At 65.9% G+C, this 17305-nt stretch carries 23 protein-coding genes; 7 read left to right on the forward strand and 16 right to left on the reverse strand.

Going from position 1 to position 17305, the window contains the following annotated elements:
- Positions 1 to 4: 4 nt before the first annotated feature.
- The 12 genes from motA to J1N50_RS09900 all read right to left on the reverse strand — a co-directional run bounded on the left by motA (position 5) and on the right by J1N50_RS09900 (position 8694).
- Positions 5 to 868 carry a flagellar motor stator protein MotA gene (gene motA, locus J1N50_RS09845; protein WP_215353359.1) on the reverse strand — a complete coding sequence of 288 codons (864 nt, stop codon included), beginning with the start codon at positions 866 to 868 and terminating at the stop codon, positions 5 to 7.
- 91 nt (positions 869 to 959) lie between these two features.
- Entirely contained in the window at positions 960 to 1790 is an 831-nt protein-coding gene (locus tag J1N50_RS09850; protein WP_215353360.1) for a flagellin N-terminal helical domain-containing protein, read from the reverse strand.
- Positions 1791 to 1803: 13 nt separating this feature from the next.
- On the reverse strand, positions 1804 to 3129 hold the full coding sequence (flgK, locus tag J1N50_RS09855; RefSeq protein ID WP_215353361.1) for a flagellar hook-associated protein FlgK: 1326 nt from the start codon (positions 3127 to 3129) through the stop codon (positions 1804 to 1806).
- Complete coding sequence (locus J1N50_RS09860; protein WP_082657903.1) at positions 3126 to 3443, reverse strand: rod-binding protein; 318 nt, start codon at positions 3441 to 3443, stop codon at positions 3126 to 3128. Before J1N50_RS09860 ends, flgK begins: the two co-directional genes overlap by 4 nt.
- On the reverse strand, positions 3440 to 4549 hold the full coding sequence (locus J1N50_RS09865) for a flagellar basal body P-ring protein FlgI (RefSeq protein WP_425516935.1): 1110 nt from the start codon (positions 4547 to 4549) through the stop codon (positions 3440 to 3442). Before J1N50_RS09865 ends, J1N50_RS09860 begins: the two co-directional genes overlap by 4 nt.
- Positions 4550 to 4563: 14 nt before the next feature.
- Positions 4564 to 5223, reverse strand: coding sequence for a flagellar basal body L-ring protein FlgH (locus J1N50_RS09870; RefSeq protein WP_215353362.1), 660 nt, complete (start codon positions 5221 to 5223; stop codon positions 4564 to 4566).
- On the reverse strand, positions 5204 to 5992 hold the full coding sequence (flgG, locus tag J1N50_RS09875; protein ID WP_058456564.1) for a flagellar basal-body rod protein FlgG: 789 nt from the start codon (positions 5990 to 5992) through the stop codon (positions 5204 to 5206). The genes J1N50_RS09870 and flgG overlap by 20 nt, the downstream gene beginning before the upstream one ends.
- Before the next feature lie 12 nt (positions 5993 to 6004).
- Positions 6005 to 6748: a flagellar basal-body rod protein FlgF gene (gene flgF, locus J1N50_RS09880; RefSeq protein ID WP_215353363.1), complete on the reverse strand. Its 744-nt coding sequence runs from the start codon at positions 6746 to 6748 to the stop codon at positions 6005 to 6007.
- A gap of 34 nt (positions 6749 to 6782) precedes the next feature.
- Positions 6783 to 7613 (reverse strand): flagellar hook-basal body complex protein, encoded by an 831-nt coding sequence (locus J1N50_RS09885; protein WP_215353364.1) that lies wholly within the window; start codon positions 7611 to 7613, stop codon positions 6783 to 6785.
- Between the two features lie 24 nt (positions 7614 to 7637).
- Positions 7638 to 7946, reverse strand: coding sequence for a flagellar hook assembly protein FlgD (locus J1N50_RS09890; RefSeq protein ID WP_215353365.1), 309 nt, complete (start codon positions 7944 to 7946; stop codon positions 7638 to 7640).
- Between the two features lie 2 nt (positions 7947 to 7948).
- Entirely contained in the window at positions 7949 to 8356 is a 408-nt protein-coding gene (flgC, locus tag J1N50_RS09895) for a flagellar basal body rod protein FlgC (RefSeq protein ID WP_215353366.1), read from the reverse strand.
- Positions 8353 to 8694 (reverse strand): flagellar basal body rod protein FlgB, encoded by a 342-nt coding sequence (locus tag J1N50_RS09900; protein WP_204992580.1) that lies wholly within the window; start codon positions 8692 to 8694, stop codon positions 8353 to 8355. The genes flgC and J1N50_RS09900 overlap by 4 nt, the downstream gene beginning before the upstream one ends.
- 278 nt (positions 8695 to 8972) lie before the next feature.
- On the opposite strand from J1N50_RS09900, the gene J1N50_RS09905 reads away from it, so the two are divergent.
- The 6 genes from J1N50_RS09905 (at position 8973) to J1N50_RS09930 (ending at position 14017) form a co-directional block, all read left to right on the forward strand.
- The gene (locus J1N50_RS09905; RefSeq protein WP_215353367.1) at positions 8973 to 9479 is read left to right on the forward strand and encodes a flagella basal body P-ring formation protein FlgA; all 507 of its coding nucleotides are present in this window, start codon (positions 8973 to 8975) and stop codon (positions 9477 to 9479) included.
- 170 nt (positions 9480 to 9649) lie between these two features.
- Positions 9650 to 9946 carry a flagellar biosynthesis anti-sigma factor FlgM gene (gene flgM / locus J1N50_RS09910; RefSeq protein WP_058456558.1) on the forward strand — a complete coding sequence of 99 codons (297 nt, stop codon included), beginning with the start codon at positions 9650 to 9652 and terminating at the stop codon, positions 9944 to 9946.
- Positions 9946 to 10245 carry a hypothetical protein gene (locus J1N50_RS09915; protein ID WP_215353368.1) on the forward strand — a complete coding sequence of 100 codons (300 nt, stop codon included), beginning with the start codon at positions 9946 to 9948 and terminating at the stop codon, positions 10243 to 10245. Before flgM ends, J1N50_RS09915 begins: the two co-directional genes overlap by 1 nt.
- A gap of 79 nt (positions 10246 to 10324) precedes the next feature.
- Positions 10325 to 11164: a transglycosylase SLT domain-containing protein gene (locus tag J1N50_RS09920; protein WP_215353369.1), complete on the forward strand. Its 840-nt coding sequence runs from the start codon at positions 10325 to 10327 to the stop codon at positions 11162 to 11164.
- A complete protein-coding gene (flhA, locus tag J1N50_RS09925) occupies positions 11164 to 13281 on the forward strand; it encodes a flagellar biosynthesis protein FlhA (protein ID WP_215353370.1) in 2118 nt (705 codons plus the stop codon). Before J1N50_RS09920 ends, flhA begins: the two co-directional genes overlap by 1 nt.
- Complete coding sequence (locus J1N50_RS09930; RefSeq protein ID WP_215353371.1) at positions 13271 to 14017, forward strand: sigma-70 family RNA polymerase sigma factor; 747 nt, start codon at positions 13271 to 13273, stop codon at positions 14015 to 14017. Before flhA ends, J1N50_RS09930 begins: the two co-directional genes overlap by 11 nt.
- Positions 14018 to 14060: 43 nt before the next feature.
- Here J1N50_RS09930 and J1N50_RS09935 read toward each other — a convergent pair whose 3' ends face one another.
- The 4 genes from J1N50_RS09935 to J1N50_RS09950 are packed head-to-tail and all read right to left on the reverse strand — an operon-like array spanning position 14061 to position 15926.
- Positions 14061 to 14558: a MarR family winged helix-turn-helix transcriptional regulator gene (locus J1N50_RS09935; RefSeq protein ID WP_215353372.1), complete on the reverse strand. Its 498-nt coding sequence runs from the start codon at positions 14556 to 14558 to the stop codon at positions 14061 to 14063.
- Between the two features lie 20 nt (positions 14559 to 14578).
- Positions 14579 to 14998, reverse strand: a complete 420-nt coding sequence (locus J1N50_RS09940) for a hypothetical protein (RefSeq protein ID WP_058456552.1) — start codon at positions 14996 to 14998, stop codon at positions 14579 to 14581.
- Between the two features lie 22 nt (positions 14999 to 15020).
- On the reverse strand, positions 15021 to 15398 hold the full coding sequence (locus J1N50_RS09945) for a hypothetical protein (protein ID WP_215353373.1): 378 nt from the start codon (positions 15396 to 15398) through the stop codon (positions 15021 to 15023).
- A 48-nt stretch (positions 15399 to 15446) separates the two neighbouring features.
- Positions 15447 to 15926, reverse strand: coding sequence for a response regulator transcription factor (locus J1N50_RS09950; protein WP_283404306.1), 480 nt, complete (start codon positions 15924 to 15926; stop codon positions 15447 to 15449).
- A 188-nt stretch (positions 15927 to 16114) separates the two neighbouring features.
- On the opposite strand from J1N50_RS09950, the gene J1N50_RS09955 reads away from it, so the two are divergent.
- On the forward strand, positions 16115 to 17251 hold the full coding sequence (locus tag J1N50_RS09955) for an aminotransferase class V-fold PLP-dependent enzyme (protein WP_215353375.1): 1137 nt from the start codon (positions 16115 to 16117) through the stop codon (positions 17249 to 17251).
- Positions 17252 to 17305 lie beyond the last annotated feature (54 nt).

Raw genomic sequence — 17305 nt, forward strand, 5'->3', positions numbered from 1 at the left:
TACCCTACCTCCCCCGCATTCCGTCGAAGACTTCCGCAAAGCTCGGCTGGTTATGATGATCGACACCCGAGCGTGCCGCCTCGATCACCAGCGGCTGCGGATGGCCGTGGAGCGACGCGATGATGAGTTGCTTCACCGTGTGATAGATGGCGGCGTCGCTTTCGATCACCGCCTTGGCGCGGTTCGCGAACGGGCCGACAAGACCATAGGCCAGGAGCACGCCGAGGAAGGTGCCGACGAGCGCCGAACCGATCATGCCACCGAGGATCGCCGGCGGCTTGTCGATCGAGCCCATCGTCTTCACAACGCCGAGCACCGCGGCGACAATGCCGAGCGCGGGCAGCGCGTCCGCGAGGCCCTGCAGCCCTTCGGCGGGCTTCAGCGCATGATGGCGATGGCTCTTCAGCGCATTGTCCATGACATCCTCGACCGCGTGCGGATCGAGCGTACCCGACGACACGACGACGAGGCGCAGCGTGTCGCAGATCAGGTGGACGAGCGTATCGTCCTTCAAAAGCTTGGGATATTGCTGGAAGAGCGGCGAGGACTTGGGATCCTCGATATGCGGTTCGACCGCGACCGGGCCCTCGGTGCGCATCATCTTCATGAGCGTCGAGACGAGCAGAATGACGTCGAGATAATCCTGTTTCTTGTATTTCGGTCCCTTGAACACGGCGGCAAGGCCGCCGCCGAGCGCTTTCAGCTCGGCACCCGAATTGCCGATGATCAGCGATCCGACCGCGGCACCGCCGATGATCAGCATTTCGTGCGGAAGCGCGTGCATGACGGGGCCAAGATTGCCACCCGTCATCGCGAAGCCCCCGAAGACCAGCAGGATCAGTACGACGATGCCGACGACGGGAAACATGCGCGCTCAACTCCGATCGGGCTGGCAGCCCGGAAAATTCATGGGACGTCTGTTATGCTTAACGGCAGCGGGCCGGAGATATTGAGGCCGCTCAGTTCAAAAGATCGAACATTGTCTGCCGGTTGATCTTGGCGAAGGCTGCCTGCGCGGCGCTGAGCGTCAGATCCTGGGCGTTGAGCAGCGCGATCGCGCTTTCGAGATCGGTGTCCTCGACCGACTTGCGTTCGTCGGCGATCTCGATCCCGCGCGCCGCGAGTCCTTCGCCGATCCGTTCGAGCCGTCCGGCAGAAAGGCCGATGACGGCATTCTGGTTGGCGACATGGTCGATCGCGGCGGTCAACGTATCCAGACCGGCGGTCATCGCGGGCTTGTTTCCCGCACCGACAGCGGTCGCAATGTCGCGCAGGCCGGTCGACAGGCTGTTGCCGCCGATGACGAAGACATCGGCCGCCGGCGGCACCGCCGCGAAGCTGACATCCGAATCGAATCGGATGACGCGGGCGTTCCCGGAAGCGAACAGCGGTTCGCCGTTCGAATCGCGCGTTGCCGCCAGCCCGTCGATTTCGTCGGCGATCGCGTTCAGTTCGGCGGCGATCGTCGCCCGGTCGGCGGGCGCCAGCGTGTCGGTCGAGGCCGAGAGCGTCAGCTCGCGCGCGCGCGTCAGAAGGCCGCTGACCGACTGGAGCACCCCGTCGGCCTGCGCGGTCTGCGCTTCGGCCGATTTGATATTCGCAGCCCAGCTCGCCATGCTCGCCTGCGTCGTGCCGATCGTCTGGATGCGGCGCGCGGCGACCGGGTCGTCGGACATGCGCTGGAGCCGCTTGCCGGTCGAGATCTGGATCTGCGTCCGTTCGAGCGCCTCGGCGAGCTTGCCCTGGCGGGCGATCTCGCGCGTCATCTTGTTGCCAACGGCGTTAATCATCTCGTCCGCTCCCTTAAATCGAGTTCAGCAGCGTCTGCATCGTCTCGCGCGCGACCTGGATCGTGCGCGCGGCGGCCGAATAGGCCTGTTGGAAACGGATCAGCTCCGACGCTTCCTTGTCGAGGTCGACCTGGCTGACATTGTCGCGCGCCGCGGCGGCCGCGTCGGCGCGCGTCGCCGCGGCCGCATCCTGCGCGCGCGCCGAGGCGGTCGCCTGAGCCTGCGTCGCCATATGCCCCGACCAGACCGTCTCGGGGCCGGTCGCGCCGCGCATCGTCCCGAACGCCAGCATATTGCCGTTGGTGCTCGTCGCATTCGCTGCGGCAACCTGGTCCGGGGTCAACGCCGCGGCCGTGAGGGTCGCAGCGCTGGCTCCGGTGAAAAGCGGCTGCCCGCCCGTTCCGTTCGCGTCGATGCCGGCCTGGTGCGCGGCGTTGAGCTGGCTCGCGAATTGCGTCGCCATCGTGTCGAGCCCGGCGCGCTGGTCGGCGACATGATCGGCGGCCTGCGCGAACCCGGCAAGCTCGCCGGTGGCGGTCGCGAAAGGCGAACCGCCGACCGAATAGGAAAGGCGTCCGTCCGCCGCCGCCGTGACCGCGATCGGCGTGACCACGCCGCCGCCGACGAGCAGATCGCCGCTGCCGGCGGCGCGCAGCGTCACCGCGCCGTGCGTATCGAATGTCGCGCTGACCCCCGCCTGCGACGACAGCTGGTCGAGCAGCCGGTCGCGTTCGTCGAGCAGCGCCGCCTCGTTGGTCGAGCCCGGCCGCGCCTTGCGCAGCCCGACGTTGATCTGTTCGAGCGCGGTCAGATTGGCGTTGAACTTGTCCACGCCGGCCGCGGCCGCGCCCGATATGCCGTCGGCGAGGCCCGACAACTGGCCGGCGGCCGTGCGGAAGCCCGACGCGACGTCATCGACCGCCTGCAGGAACTGGCTGCGCAGTGTCTTGTTCGACGGGTCGGCGGTCAGCAGGTCGGCGGTCGTGTAAATCTTGTTGAGCGCGGTCTTGATGCCGTTTGTGTCGTCGCTGAGCGCACCTTCGACGCGGTTCATCCATTCGAGCCGCGTTGCGGCGCGTTCGGAATCGCCGCTCGAGATGCGCGCATCCTCGATCAGCCACTGCTCGACCGAGCGCACCACGCCCTTGATATTGACCCCGCCCGGGGTAACCGACCCGCTGTAGAGCACCATGTTGCTGCCCGCAGGCACCTCGCCCAGCTCGAGCCGCCGCCGCGCATAGCCCGGCGTCTGGGCGTTGGCGATATTGTCGCCGACCATCGAGAGCGCCTTCGAATAGGCGCGCAGTCCCGTATAGCCGATGCTGAGAAGGTCGCTCATTGGACGCCTCCGCCGAGCGACGTCGGCCCGCCGCCCAGACCGCGGAACTGGCGCTCGACCATGTCGGCGATGCCGAACTGGCGCAGCGCCGCCATCGAATCGGCGGTCTTTGCGTCGGCCATCTCGCGGAAATTGTCGGTCGCGCTCGACCCGAAAATGTCGTCGGCAAGCTTCGCCTGCCGCATCGACGCCATCAGCTGGCGCAGGATCACGGCCTCGAAAGCCTCGGCCGCCTTGCGCAGCCCGCCGTCGCCGCCGCCGGCCGCAGCGGGCGTGGGCGTCGGCGCACGGGTGGAGGAAATGGGCGTCGTCATATGATCACCAGTTCCGCAGTCAGCGCGCCGGCCTGGCTCAGCGCTTCGAGGATGGCGACAAGGTCGCCGGGAGGGACGCCCATGCGGTTGATCGCATCGACGAGCTGCGAAAGCGAAGCCGTGGGCTTGATCATCATCACCGGGCGATATTCCTGCTCGACGCCGATCTCGCTCGACGGCTCGATCGCGGTCTGGCCGCGGCTGAACGGTGCGGGCTGCACCACCGTCGGCGATTCCTTGATCGAGACGGTCAGCTTGCCCTGCGTCACCGCCGCGGTCCCGACGCGAACCGCGCCGTTGATAACGACCGTTCCGGTGCGGGCATTAACAATGACTTTTGCAGGCGGTTCGGCCCGGATGACGTCGAGATTCTCGATCCGGGACATCAGGCGCATCCGTTCGTCGGCGCCGCCCGAGGCGCGGATCGCGATGCTGGCGCCGTCGATCATGACAGCCGACCCCGGCAGCGACTGGTTGATCGCGTCGGTGACGCGTTGCGCATTGGTCGCGTCGAACTGATGGAGGTTGAAGGTGAGCTGGTCGGTGGCGGTGAATCCGGTATCGACCGCGCGCTCGACGGTGGCACCGCCGGCGATGCGGCCGCTCGACGGCACATTGACGGTCAGCTTCGACCCGTCGGCGGCATCGACACCGAGTCCGCCGATGACGAGGTTGCCCTGCGCCATCGCATAGATCTGGCCGTCCGCGCCATAGAGCGGCGCGAGCACCAGTGTGCCGCCGCGCAGGCTCTTCGCCTTGCCGATCGCCGACACGGTGATGTCGAGGCGCTGGCCGGGCTTCGAGAAAGCGGGCAGTTCGGCGGTGATCATCACCGCGGCCGCATTCTTGAGCGCCGGATTGACCCCGGCGGGCAGCGTCAGGCCGAAGCGCGAGACCGCGCCCTTCATTCCCAGCGTCGAATAATCGAGGCTGTCGTCGCCCGTGCCCGCGAGACCGACAACGATGCCATAGCCGGTGAGCTGGTTCGCGCGCAGGCCCTGGAACTGGCCCATATCCTTGATCCGTTCGGCCTGCGCCGGTGCGGCGACCCCGCAGCTCGCGACAAGCAGCAGGAGGAGGGTGATGAGGGTCGGACGCCTGGTCACTGGATTATCCTCTCTCAGAACGGGCTGATGATCGAGAAAAAGCGCTGCAGCCAACCTTGCTTGCTGGCGCGCGCGATCTCGCCCTTGCCGACGTAGCGGATGTTGGCGTTGGCGACGCGCGTCGACAGGATGCGGTTGTCGGGACCGATGTCGATCGCGCGGACGATGCCCGAAATCTGGACGCGCTCGTCGCCGCGGTTGAGCGTCAGCAATTTCTCGCCCTTCACCAGCATCGTGCCGTTCGGATAGACGGCGGCGACGGTCACGCTGACCTCGCCCGACAGCGCGTTCGACTGCGACGCGTCGCCCTTGCCCTTGAACTGCTGCGTGCCGCTCGCGCCGACATCGCTCGGGTCGAACAGCGAGAACGGGCCGGTCGACGGCGGCGTCAGGCCGATGCTGCCGTCGCGCTGGGTGTTGGCGGCGTTGCTTTTCGTCGCTGCGGTGCGCTCGACGAGCTGGATCGTGATAATGTCACCGACCTGCCCCGCGCGCCCGCCCGAGGTGAGCGGCGTGTAGCCGCCCTGGAAGATCGCGCCGTTCGACGGCGGCGGGGGCGGCGGCGCGGGCATCGACACCGAAAAGGCATCGGGCGCGACCTTGTCCTTCGCGGCGGCCGGAGCGGCCACGAGCACCAAGGCGATCAGGCCGAGGTTAGAGAGTCTGCGCGGCATTTTTCATCATCTCGTCGGTGGCCGAGATCATCTTCGAATTGACCTCATAGGCGCGCTGCGTCTCGATCATGTCGACGAGTTCCTCGACGACATTGACGTTCGATCCTTCGAGCATCCCGCCGCGCAGCGAGCCGCGGCCCTCCTCGCCGGCGCCGCCGACCAGCGGCGCCCCCGAGGCCTGCGTTTCGACGAGCAGATTGTTGCCGATCGCCTGCAATCCCGCGGGGTTCGAGAAGCGCGCGATCTCGATGCGGCCGAGTTCGGTCGCGCCTTCCTGTCCCGGCACGCTCGCCGACACGGTGCCATCGGCGCCGATGGTGATGCTCGACGCATCCTCGGGGATCTGGATCTGCGGCTGGAGCGGCTTGCCGTCCGAGGTCACGATCGTGCCGTCGGGCGAGCGGCCGAAGTTGCCGGCACGGGTATAGCCGATACGCCCGTCGGGCATCTGCACCTGGAAATAGCCGGCGCCGTCGATCGCGACGTCGAGGCCGTTGCCGGTCGTCGCGAACGTGCCCTGCGTATCGATGCGCGCGGTGCCGCTGAGCGCGACGCCGGTGCCGAGGTTGAGGCCGGTTGCATAGCGGTTTTCCGCGGTCGACGGCGCGCCCGGCTGCGTCATCATCTGATAGCTCAGCGTCTCGAAGCTCGCGCGGTCGCGCTTGAAGCCCGTCGTGTTGACGTTGGCGAGGTTGTTCGCGATCACCTGCATCCGGAAGCCCTGGGCATCCAGACCGGTCCGCGCGACGTGAAGGGCACCGAAGCTCATTTCAAATTCTCCTTAACGGGGCAGCTGCATCAGGTTGGCGGTCGCGCTGTCCATGTCGCGCGCGTCGGTGATCATCTTGAGCTGCGTGTCCCAGCTCCGGCTCGCCTCAATCATCTCGACGAGCGCGGTGGTGGCGGCGACGTTCGACCCTTCGATCGACCGGGTGACGAGCCGCGCTTCGGGATCGTCGGGAAGAATCCCGCCCCCCTTCACGCGGAACAGCCCGTCGATCCCCTTGACGACATCCGAACCCGCCGGAGTCGCCATCCGCAGCCGGTCGACCTCCTGCGGATTCTGCGGGTCGCCGCCGTTCGGCACGACCCAGATCCGGCCTTCGGCATCGATGCTGATCGAGTCGGCGGGCGGGATCGTGATCGGCCCCTGCGCGCCCTGTACCGGGCTGCCGTCGCCGGTGGTCAAAAGGCCGCTCGGCGACAACTGCAGGTCGCCGCGGCGGGTATAGGCTTCCTCGCCATTCTTCGCCTGCACGACGAGCAGCGCATCGCCCTGCACCGCAACGTCGAGGTCGCGGCCGGTCTGGGTGATCGTGCCAGCCTTCATATCGGCGCCGAGCACCTCTTCGGAGGCGACGGCACGCGTATCGAACCCCTCGCCCTTCAGCCACAGCGACTGGGCTTCGGCCATGTCGGCCCGGAACCCCGGCGTCTGGGCGTTGGCGAGATTGTTCGCGATCGCCGTCTGCCGGGCCATGCTGCCCCGCATCGCGGTCAGGCTGGTGTAGATGAGGCGGTCCATCTGGATACTCCCGGCAGGCGGTCAGTCGCGGGTCTTACGTGCGCATGTTGATGACGGTCTGGGTCAGCGTCGACGCGCCCTCGATCGCCTTGGCATTCGCCTGGAAATTGCGCTGCGCGGCGATCAGCATCACCAGCTCCTCGGTGATGTCGACGTTCGAGCGTTCGAGCGTGCCCGAGCGGATCGTGCCCATCGGGCCGTTGGTCGCGGCGTCGATCGTCGGCGGTCCGCTCTCACCGGTCGACTGCCAATGCGCGTCGCCGATGGGGCGCAATCCTTCCATCGCCGGGAAGGTCGCCATCGCAACCTTGCCGAGCACCTGGTCTTCGCCGTTCGCAAAGGTCGCCGTGACGAGGCCGTCGAGGTCGACCGAGACGTTGATCAGCGAGGCGGTCGGATCGCTCGGTGCGCCATCGGGCAGAACGAAGTCATAGGCGCCCGCGAGCGTGCGGTCGGTGACGTTGCCCGCAGCATCGACGGGAAGCAGCTGGAGCTTCTGGCCGGTCGAATCGATGACGGTGCCATCGGGCAGCGGCGAGAACGCGCCGTTTCGCGTATAGGTGACCTGGTTGCGCGGCGGCTCGCCCTTGACGATGAACAGCCCCTCGCCGACGATCGCAAGGTCCAGCGTCTTTTCGCTCGTCTCGTAGGAGCCCTGCGTGAACTGCTGGGTGATGCCGATCAGGCGCTGGCCCTGGCCTGCGACGGTCTTCGTCGACTGCGTCGGCGACGAGGCGAAGATGTCGCCGAATTGCGCCTTGCTGCGCTTGAAGCCGATCGAATTGGCGTTGGCGATGTTGTTCGAGATGACCGACATGTCGGTCTGGGCGCCCTTGAGGCCCGAAAGCGAAGTATAGAACGACATGGACTTATCCTTCCTGCGAAATGATTAGGTGGTCGGCGTGGCCGGCGGCGTCGCCGGAGGCGTCTGGCCGGCCTTGATGTCCTTGAGCAGCGCGGTCTGCGCCGCGAGCTGTTCGGAAATGCTCTTCAGCACCGTATTGGTCTCGCTCACCCCGGCGAGGCTGGAGAATTGCGCCATCTGCGCCACCATCTCCTGGTTATCGACCGGGTTGAACGGATCCTGCGACGACAGCTGCGCGGTCATCAGGCGCAGAAAGTCGCTCTGGCCGAGCTGCTGGCCCTTGAGCTGGGTCGGCGTGTAGTTCTGATATTGCGAACCGATGGAATCGACCATGATTACTGTCCCAACCGCAGCGTTTCGTTGATCAGGCCCTTTGCGGTTTCGAGGACCTGAACATTGTTCTGATACTGGCGCGCCGTCTCGACCATCTCGACCAGCTCGGCGGCGCTATCGACCGCCGCCTCCCACACATTGCCGTCCTTGTCGGCGAGCGGGTTCGACGGATCATGGCGCTTCGACGGCGCCATCCTGCCCGTCGTGACCTGGTCGACCTGCACGGTCGCACGGCCCTGCGCGTCCATCACGGTGCGGAACACGGGCTTCAGCGAGCGGAACGCTTCCTTCTCGCTGCCCGCGACCGTGCCCGCGTTCGCGAGGTTCGACGCCGTGGTGTTGAGCCGGACCAGCTGCGCCGACATCGCGCGGCCCGAAATGTCGAAGACCGAGAAATTGCTCATCGTCATTCGCCCTTGATCGCGCGCGTCAGCGTGTTGACGCGCCCCTGGAGGAAAGAGAGGCTCGAGCGATAGGCGAGCGCATTCTCGGCGAACGCGGTCTGTTCGGTCGCCATCTCGACCGTGTTGCCGTCGAGCGAGGGCTGGACGGGCACGCGATAGGCGATCGCGCCGTCGGTCGAGGCGCCCTGGCTTGCAAGGTCGAGCGCCTTCGAAAAGTCGAGATCGCGCGCCTTGTAGTTGGGCGTGGCGGCATTGGCGATGTTCGACGCGAGCATCATCATGCGCTGGCTGCGCAGCTGGAGCGCCGTCGCGTGCAGGCCAAAGAGCTTCTCGGTTGCCATCATCATCTTCCCTTGCTTGCCGCAGTGGACGGGCTGGCCGGCCGGCGCGGGCACGCGGAATAACACCAAGGCATGATGCAATCGCCGTGCCAAAATCTATTTATCTTTGCTTTTCAAATATATGTGCCGGTCGCTCGATCATCCGCCGCGGCCCCGGACGGCAGCTCGTCAAAAGATTGACGTGGCGCCGTGCCACCACACGGAATTCCGCGGGAAAGCCCGACTGGCACGCATCCTGCAGTTCGATTCCGTGGAATTTTGGACCAACAAGGATTGTCGCCATGACCCGCAAGATCGTCGCCTGCCTCGCTGCAAGCCTGACCGCGCTTCCCGCTGCCCATGCACAGCAGGCGATGCAGGACTGGCAGCCCGTCGACGCGATCGCGCAGACCGTCGCCAATGCGATGGGTCGCGCCGCCGTGCCGATCGATCGCCGCATCAAGCTGGCGCGCTGCCCCGAACAGCCGGCCATCACCGCGCTCGACGCGCAGACGCTCGCCGTCCGCTGTGCGCCGCTCGGATGGCGCCTGCGCGTCCCGCTCACCGGTCCGGCGGGCGCGGCGCCCATGCAAGCAGGCTTTGCCGCCCCCGCGCCGACGGCACCCGTCGTCCGCCGCGGCGACAATGTCCGCGTGACGATCGAAAGCGAGACTTTCACGGTCAGCTATTCGGCCATCGCGACGCAGGACGGCCGCCTTGGCGAGACGATCGCGCTGCGCGGCAATGACGCGAAAAACATGTTGAGCGCCGTCGTCACCGGCCCCGGCCGCGCGCGGATGGCCGACTGACAGGCGTCACACTACCAAGCCCCACTGGCCCGGCGGCGTCGGCTTTCCGACACGCCGGGTTTCTTTTTTGATTTTTTCGGTAACCACCCCTTAATCTCCGCACGCGCCGTCCGTTAAAGCCTTGTGAGACGCATCCGCCGTTCGTTCGGGCGGGGCAGATGGAGGCAGTTATGTCGAGTGACGGCAAGATCGGGCAGGTGGGCGGCGTCAGCCGCACGGCCCCCGTGCGCAAGATCGCAGACAGCACGCTTGCGGCTGGCGCGGCGCCGCTTCGCACGGCCGCGCCCGACGCGCTGGCGGGCGCGAGCCTGATCCGCATCGCGAGCGACCTCGCGTCGATGCCCCCGCCGGTGGACAGCGCACGCGTCGCCTCGCTGCGCACCGCCATCAACCAGGGCGGCTACCGCGTGGACGCGGCGACGATCGCGCTCGCGATGCTGAACTATGCACAGGGGCGCACCGAATAATGCCGATCGAGGATGTCCAGGCCAAGCTCGACCTGCTGGTCGGTGCGCTCGACGGACAGGACGCCGGCGCGATCATCGCCGCGACCGAGGAACTGGCGACGGCGGTGATCCTGTTTCGCGGTGCCGCGATCCCGGCAGGCAGCGAAGCCGAGGCGCGGACGCTGATCACACGGACGCTGGCGCAGCTCGAAGCCGCCGCGATGCGGATCAACCTGCTCAAGGACTGGACGCGTCAGAGGATTGACATGAACCATGCGATCCGCGGCACAAAACCCCGGGGGCTTGCCTTAACCTACTGACAAACCCTATTTTCCGGCCAGCTTCCGGAAAATGGCACGATGATTGCTTTTGGTTCGCTGAAAGAGCGGAACCCAAGGCATGAACCTGATCAACCCTTCTGCGACACCTGCGCCCGTTTCCGGGGCTCCCGGCGCCGTTCCCGTACTGGATGCCGTGCAGAATGCATCGGCGCGAACCGGGGTCGATTTCGACTATCTGGTCGATGTCGCGCGGGTGGAAAGCCGCTTCAACCCGACCGCCAAGGCACCGACCTCGTCGGCGCGCGGGCTTTACCAGTTCACCAAGCAGACCTGGCTCGCGACTTTGCGCCGCCACGGCGCCGACCATGGGCTCGGCTGGGCTGCGAATGCGATCGGTCAGGATGCATCGGGGCGGTTCAGCATCGCCGACCCGATGCTGCGCGACCAGATCCTCGGCCTGCGCAACGACCCTGTTGCCGCGTCGAACATGGCGGCGGCGCTGACCTCCGACAACCAGGACTATATCGAAAGCCGCACCGGGCGCGCCGCCGAGCCGGTCGACCTGTATCTTGCGCATTTTCTGGGGAGCGCGGGCGCCGCCCGCTTCCTCGGCGCGTGGAGCGACAATCCCGACCAGCCCGGCGCGACGATGATGCCCGACGCCGCAGCAGCCAACCGCCCGGTCTTCTACAACGCCGACGGCAGTATGCGCAGCCTCGGCGAAATCCGCGAATTCTTCCGCGCCAAGCTCGAAGCCGATGGTGGCGCCGGCATGATGCCCGGCGCGCCCGCTCCGGCGTCCGGCTGGCGAATGCAGATGGCAAGCGTCAGCGGCGCCAACGGCGGCGGGCGCCCGCCGCTCCCGATGATGGATATCCAGCCCATGCCGAAGAAATTGTCGATGGACTTCGCCGCGAGCGCGTATCGCCGCCTCGCCTCGCTGGGGGGAGGCGCCTGATGGGCGGCCTGAAACTCGGCAACTGGCCCCGCATCGCGGGCGCCGCGGCTTTGCCCGCGGCGATGTTGATTCTCGTCGCGCTGATGGTGATCCCGGTATCGCCGATCCTGCTCGATATCAGCTTCGTCGCCAACATCATGCTCAGCCTCGCGATCCTGATGGTCGCGATGCAGGCGTCGAAACCCCTCGATTTCTCGTCCTTTCCGACCGTGCTGCTGCTCGCGACCTTGTTCCGCCTCGCGCTCAACGTCGCCTCGACGCGCGTGGTTCTCGTTCACGGGCACCAGGGTACGGCGTCGGCCGGGCATGTTATCGAGGCGTTCGGCCAGGTGCTGATCGGCGGCGACTATGTCGTCGGGTTGTTCGTCTTTTTCGTGTTGATGATCATCAATCTGGTCGTCATCACCAAGGGTGCGGGCCGCGTGTCCGAAGTGTCGGCACGCTTCACCCTCGACGCCTTGCCCGGCAAGCAGATGGCGATCGACGCCGATCTCAACGCCGGCCTGCTCACCCCCGACGAAGCGAAGGCGCGCCGGCAGGAAGTGGCGACCGAAGCCGACTTCTACGGCTCGATGGACGGCGCCTCGAAATTCGTGAAGGGCGACGCCGTTGCCGGCTTGCTGATCCTGTTCGTCAATATCGTCGGCGGGCTGATCCTTGGCATTTTCAGCCACGGCCTCTCCTTCCCGGAGGCCGGCAGCACCTATGTCACGCTCGCGATCGGCGATGCTCTCGTCGCGCAGATCCCGGCGCTGCTGCTGTCGATCGCCGCCGCCGCGATCGTCACCCGCGTTTCGTCGCCGCACGATCTGTCGGGCCAGATCGGCAGCCAGTTCGCCTCGCCGCATGTATGGTTCGCGGTGAGCGGCGTGCTTTTCGTCCTCGGCCTCGTCCCCGCGATGCCGCAGATGCTGATCCTCCCCGCATCGGCCATCGCCGGCACGATCGGCTGGCAGCTGCGCAAGGCCGCGCAGGTCGCCGAAGCCGCGCCGCCGCCCGCAACACCCGCGCCCGACCCGCACCACATCGAATGGGCGGACGTCAGCGACGTCGGGCCGTGCCAGCTAGAAATCGGCTATGCGCTCGTTGCGCTCGTCGACGAGCGCAAGGGCGCGCCGCTGATGACCCGCATCACCGGCATCCGCCGCCAGCTGTCGAAGGAACTGGGTTTCGTGATCCCGCCGGTGAAGGTCACCGACGACCTGTCGCTGCCGGGCAACGCCTATCGCATCGCGGTCGCCGGGGTGATCGTCGGCGAGGACGAGGTCTATCCCAACGAGATGCTCGCGCTCGACGCGGGCGACCTTGTCACCACGGTACCCGGCAGACCCTGCAAGGATCCCACCTTCGGGCTCGACGCGCTGTGGATTCCCAAGGCGTCGCAAAATGACGCGATCGCCGCGGGCTATACCGTCGTCGATCCGTCGACGGTCGTCGCGACGCACCTCAACAACAGCATCGTCGCCTCGGCGTCCGAGCTGTTCGGCCTCGACGATGCGCAGGCGCTGATCGACAATCTGAAGTCGCAATATCCGCAGCTCGCTCAGAGCCTGAGCCCGCAGGGCTATGCGCTGCCGCGCGTCGCCGCGCTGTGCAAGGCGCTGCTCGTCGAGCGCATCCCGCTGCGCGACTTCCGCAAGATAGCCGAGGCGATGGTGGCGATCGCCGGCCAGCAACTCGGCGATGCCGACCTGGTCGAGGCGGTGCGCCAGCGCATCGGCGCGCTGATCGTCCAGACGATCGTGCCCAGCCGGATGCCGCTGCCCGTGGTGACCTTCGCCCCCGAGGTCGAGGTGCTGCTGAACCAGGCAGTGCGCGCGAATCCGGGCGCCGAATGGCCGTTCGAGCATGGCATGGCGATGAAGATCATCGAACAGATCGGCGACGCTGTCGAACCGCTGCTGCTCTCGACACGCAGCTTCGCGCTCGTCGCCTCGCCGCTCTGCCGTTCGGCGCTGTCGCGGCTGGTACGCGCGACCTTCCCCGACGTCGCGGTCATTTCCTACCTCGAAATCCCGGCAAACAAGGCGACCGAGATCGTCGCGACGATCGGCGCCGAAGTCCCGCGCCTCAACGCGCCCGATGCCCAGATGAAGGACGAGCCCCATGAAAACTGAGCCCGCCGAACAATTTGCGGCGGCCAAGGCCCGCGCGCCGCGCCTCGGCGGTTATGGCGAGAGCGCCGAGACGCTGATCGAGGAATATGCGCCGCTGGTGCGCAAGATCGCCTGGCAGGTCCATTCGCGCGTGTCGCGCACGAGCGACCTCGAGGATCTGATCCAGGTCGGGCTGATGGCCCTGATCGAGGCGAGCCGGACCTATGAGGAGCGCGGCTTCGCCTTCACCACCTATGCCACGACGCGCATCCGCGGTGCGATGATCGACCAGCAGCGGCGCGAGGCCGATATCGGGCGTTCGGCGATGGCGGCGGCGCGGCGGCTGCAGCAGACGCGCGCCACGCTCGAACAGAAGCTGATGCGCGCGCCGACGGCGGCGGAGATGGCCGAGGCGTTGGGGCTCCCGGTCGAGGACTATTTCGCGCTGGAAAAGAGCGCGACGCACGGCCGCTCGACGTCGCTCGACGAGCTCGTCGACGAGGGGAGCTTCCTCTTTGCCGACGACCGGCCGGACGCCGGTGAAGCGATCGAGCAGGACGGGCTGCTCAGGGCATTGCAATTATGCGTCGGCCGGCTTGGCGAGCGCGAACAGATGGTCCTGCAGCTCTATTTCTTCGAAGAGCTGAACCTGCAGGAGATCGGGCTGACGCTCGACGTCAGCGCGGCGCGCGTCTGCCAGATCAAACGCGACGCGATGGCGAAGATCGAACGGATGATGCGCGACATGACCGAATGAGGCCGGCGGCGGGAGGGGTGTGCCGCCAACCTCACCCCGGCAATCACGCGGCGCGGGTGTACCCGTTGCGCATCGCCGTACCGAATTTCTCGAAATAGCTCGCCATTTTCTCGGTGCCCGCCTCGGTCAGGCGGACGAGCGATCGACGGCGATCGCGCTCGTCGATCGACCGTTTCACGAGACCCTGCGCTTCGAGCGCCGCGATCATCCGCAGGCCCGAGGACAACGGAACGCCGGCCCCGGTCGCAAGATCGCTGGCGCTGAGCGTGCGGCCGTTCGCGTTGGCGAGCATGAGGTCGAGCATCATGTCCCACGTCGGCCCGAACATTTGCGCGGTGCCGAAATGCGTCCGGCGCATCCGCCGGACCTGGATGCTGAGCGCGAGCTGGTCGACCAGCCGCGGCTGCGCCTCGGCCGTCGGCAGGACGAAGCCCGGAACCGCCGCCTGCGCCTGCTCGTCGCCACCCTTCGCCAGCATGTCGTGAATCTGGTCGATGCGCGAGCGTATTTCCGCAATTTCCTGGTTCGAGAATTGCTGCATGTATCAAGACCCCTCGGGCACTAAATTCGAGCCCTGGTATCCTCTCTCCGTCTGGTCGAACCCGATGCGTACAGAATGACAAAAAGGATCGGGTAAGAGATATACATTGAAAGCAGCGCGTAGGGACGCGCCAATATCTCCGAAAACATCAGCTTCTGGACGTGACCGAAAATGGCGATCAACTGCCATCCGGTTATCCAATAGGGCCAGAAGCGCTGCGTTTTCAAAGCGATGACCCAGAAGCTCGCCAAAGCGACGACGTCTATCGCGAAGATACTATATTCAATATGCGACCAATTCGGTTTCGGTGCCAGAACGGTGGTGCAGACCGAGGCGAGCAATGCGGTGTACGCTGCCCAGCGTTCCAGGGGGCCGCCGCGCCACATCGCGACGGCCACCGTGAGCAGCAGAACCCCATAATAAATCGCCACGGTCCACATGTGGTTTGGTCCACCTTGTTGCTTAGGAAGCCTTCGCCAGCGGGAAGTGCGCGACCTCGGCCATGCCGCGATCTTCACCTGCCTCGACGAGCGACGCTTCGGGCGGTTTGACGCCCGCGCCGAACATGCGGGTGCCCAGGCCCACCTGCTTCTGCGTCGCGGTGAGCGCGATATGCGCGTCGGTCAGCAGCTGGCGAACCTCGCCCGCGGCGGCCAGCGCATTGGCGACCTTGGCCATCGCTTCCTGGCCGACGATCGCCGACATGTTGATATCGCGCCGCGCGGTAGGCAGGGTCGCCGCGAGCTGGGCGATCCGGATCATCGTTTCGTCGATGGCGTCTTCGGCCTGATGCAGTTCGGAGGCGATCTTCTTCGCCGCGGAAAGTCGTTCGTTCAGCATGTCTTCGGTCCTTGAAAGCGAATGCCGACGGTTTCCCCCCCGCAGCATTCAGGTCAAAACACGACCAAGACCAACAAGGATCGAATAGAGAGCGGAAAATGCCAATATGGTCGCAAAGGCGATCAGAATCGGCCAGATGATCCTTTCCATCAACCCGTGCCGGTTGGCCGGCTGGGACGCGGTAGGAAATGGCGAACCGATGTCGAAAAGCCGCCGGATCGAACTGCGCCCCGCACCGGCTTCATCGGCGGGGACGGCATCGCCTAGGTCGAACAATTGATATGTCAAAGGCTGATATGGCGTAACCTGGTCGAATACACCGTTACGAGCCAGGATCGTTGCGGCCTCTATTCTATTGGAAACATTAAGTTTTTTTAAGGCGCGCCGCACGCGTTCGTCGACCGTGTGCGGCGAAACATCCATAATGCGAGCGATTTCCTTGGAATTTTTGTGCTCGAAAACATGCCGCAACGTTTCAATCTGCGCGGCCGAAAGGAGGCTGATGTAATTGTCCGGATCACCCTGCACGCCCCGGCAATAGAGCATCAGGAGTCGAAATCAAGTTACGTGGATGCATGATTCGCGTATCATGTTACCCTAAAGTCTGCCGGTGAACAGTCGCTCAAACAGCCATATCGCGAACGCAAATCCGGACTTTCATCCGACCAAGCAATCATTCGCTGCCCATAGCGGACGGCGGGGCTAGAGCATTTCCCATGCCTAATCCCTCCTGTCGCACCCTTTTCGACATCCCTGACGATGTCGCCTATTTCAACACCGCGTACAACGCGCCGCTGCTTCGCGCTTCGCGCGACGCGCTCGTGTGCGCGGCAGGCGCGAAATTGCGACCTTGGGAGCGCGCGCCCGCCGATTTCTTCGCCGATGCCGAAACCCTGCGCGGCGTCTCCGCGACGCTCTTCGGCACCGCCGCCGAGAATTTCGCCATCGTGCCCGCCGCAAGCTATGGCATCAGTACCGCCGCGCGCATACTCGAGCCGCGGTTGCAGGCGGGCGACCATATCCTGCTGGCCGCGCAGGAATTCCCGTCGAATATATTCCCCTGGCAGCGGATCGCCGCCGAGCGCGGCGCGGCCATCCGGACCGCCGGGCGTCCGGCCGATGGCGACTGGACGCGGGCGGTGCTCGCCGCACTCGATCCGACGGTTCGTATCGCTGCACTTTCGGCGTGCCACTGGACCGACGGCGCCACCTTCGACCTCGTCGCGATCGGCGCGGCGTGCCGCGCGAACGGCACGGTCCTCGTTCTGGACGTCACCCAGTCGCTCGGCGCGGCGCCGCTCGACCTCGCTGCCGTGCGGCCCGACTTCATGGTTGCAGCGGGCTATAAATGGCTGCTTTGCCCCTATGGCTTTTCGCTGCTCTATGTCGATCCACGCTGGCACGACGAACGTCCGCTCGAGGAAAGCTGGCTGGCGCGAAGCAATGCGCAGGATTTCGCGCGCCTCGCCGATTATTGCGCCGAGTATCGCGCCGGCGCGCGTCGGTACGACGTCGGCGAGACCTGTGTGACGACCGTGTTGCCGGGCGCGATTGCGGCGCTTCGTCAGATCGAACAATGGGGAATTGCGGGTATCGCGGCGCGTTTGGGCGCGATCACCGACCGGATCGCGGCCGCCGTCGCGCCGCTCGGCTACGAAATATTGGCGCCGCACTTCCGCAGCCGGCACATCCTTGGCCTGTCGGTCGCCGGAGACCCGCAGGATCTGATCGGGCTTCTGCGTGCGCGCAACATCCATGTCAGCCAGCGCGGTGACGCGATCCGCATCGCACCGCACCTGCATGTGACCGACGCCGACGTCGACCGGCTGATCGAGGCGCTCGCCGGCGACTAGAGTGCGTTCGGTTTTGATTGAATCAAAACCGGCACTCCAGATTCTTGTTTTGCC

It is taken from the genome of Sphingopyxis soli (assembly GCF_018682675.1).
In the GTDB taxonomy this organism is placed as follows: Bacteria; Pseudomonadota; Alphaproteobacteria; order Sphingomonadales; family Sphingomonadaceae; genus Sphingopyxis; species Sphingopyxis soli.

Coding starts and splice junctions, on each gene's coding strand:
- motA (WP_215353359.1), bottom strand. CDS start 868: ATGTTTCCCGTCGTCGGCATCGTCGTACTGATCCTGCTGGTCTTCGGG.
- J1N50_RS09850 (WP_215353360.1), bottom strand. CDS start 1,790: ATGATTAACGCCGTTGGCAACAAGATGACGCGCGAGATCGCCCGCCAG.
- flgK (WP_215353361.1), bottom strand. CDS start 3,129: ATGAGCGACCTTCTCAGCATCGGCTATACGGGACTGCGCGCCTATTCG.
- J1N50_RS09860 (WP_082657903.1), bottom strand. CDS start 3,443: ATGACGACGCCCATTTCCTCCACCCGTGCGCCGACGCCCACGCCCGCT.
- J1N50_RS09870 (WP_215353362.1), bottom strand. CDS start 5,223: ATGCCGCGCAGACTCTCTAACCTCGGCCTGATCGCCTTGGTGCTCGTG.
- flgG (WP_058456564.1), bottom strand. CDS start 5,992: ATGAGCTTCGGTGCCCTTCACGTCGCGCGGACCGGTCTGGATGCCCAG.
- flgF (WP_215353363.1), bottom strand. CDS start 6,748: ATGGACCGCCTCATCTACACCAGCCTGACCGCGATGCGGGGCAGCATG.
- J1N50_RS09885 (WP_215353364.1), bottom strand. CDS start 7,613: ATGTCGTTCTATACTTCGCTTTCGGGCCTCAAGGGCGCCCAGACCGAC.
- J1N50_RS09890 (WP_215353365.1), bottom strand. CDS start 7,946: ATGGTCGATTCCATCGGTTCGCAATATCAGAACTACACGCCGACCCAG.
- flgC (WP_215353366.1), bottom strand. CDS start 8,356: ATGACGATGAGCAATTTCTCGGTCTTCGACATTTCGGGCCGCGCGATG.
- J1N50_RS09900 (WP_204992580.1), bottom strand. CDS start 8,694: ATGATGGCAACCGAGAAGCTCTTTGGCCTGCACGCGACGGCGCTCCAG.
- J1N50_RS09905 (WP_215353367.1), top strand. CDS start 8,973: ATGACCCGCAAGATCGTCGCCTGCCTCGCTGCAAGCCTGACCGCGCTT.
- flgM (WP_058456558.1), top strand. CDS start 9,650: ATGTCGAGTGACGGCAAGATCGGGCAGGTGGGCGGCGTCAGCCGCACG.
- J1N50_RS09915 (WP_215353368.1), top strand. CDS start 9,946: ATGCCGATCGAGGATGTCCAGGCCAAGCTCGACCTGCTGGTCGGTGCG.
- J1N50_RS09920 (WP_215353369.1), top strand. CDS start 10,325: ATGAACCTGATCAACCCTTCTGCGACACCTGCGCCCGTTTCCGGGGCT.
- flhA (WP_215353370.1), top strand. CDS start 11,164: ATGGGCGGCCTGAAACTCGGCAACTGGCCCCGCATCGCGGGCGCCGCG.
- J1N50_RS09930 (WP_215353371.1), top strand. CDS start 13,271: ATGAAAACTGAGCCCGCCGAACAATTTGCGGCGGCCAAGGCCCGCGCG.
- J1N50_RS09935 (WP_215353372.1), bottom strand. CDS start 14,558: ATGCAGCAATTCTCGAACCAGGAAATTGCGGAAATACGCTCGCGCATC.
- J1N50_RS09940 (WP_058456552.1), bottom strand. CDS start 14,998: ATGTGGACCGTGGCGATTTATTATGGGGTTCTGCTGCTCACGGTGGCC.
- J1N50_RS09945 (WP_215353373.1), bottom strand. CDS start 15,398: ATGCTGAACGAACGACTTTCCGCGGCGAAGAAGATCGCCTCCGAACTG.
- J1N50_RS09955 (WP_215353375.1), top strand. CDS start 16,115: ATGCCTAATCCCTCCTGTCGCACCCTTTTCGACATCCCTGACGATGTC.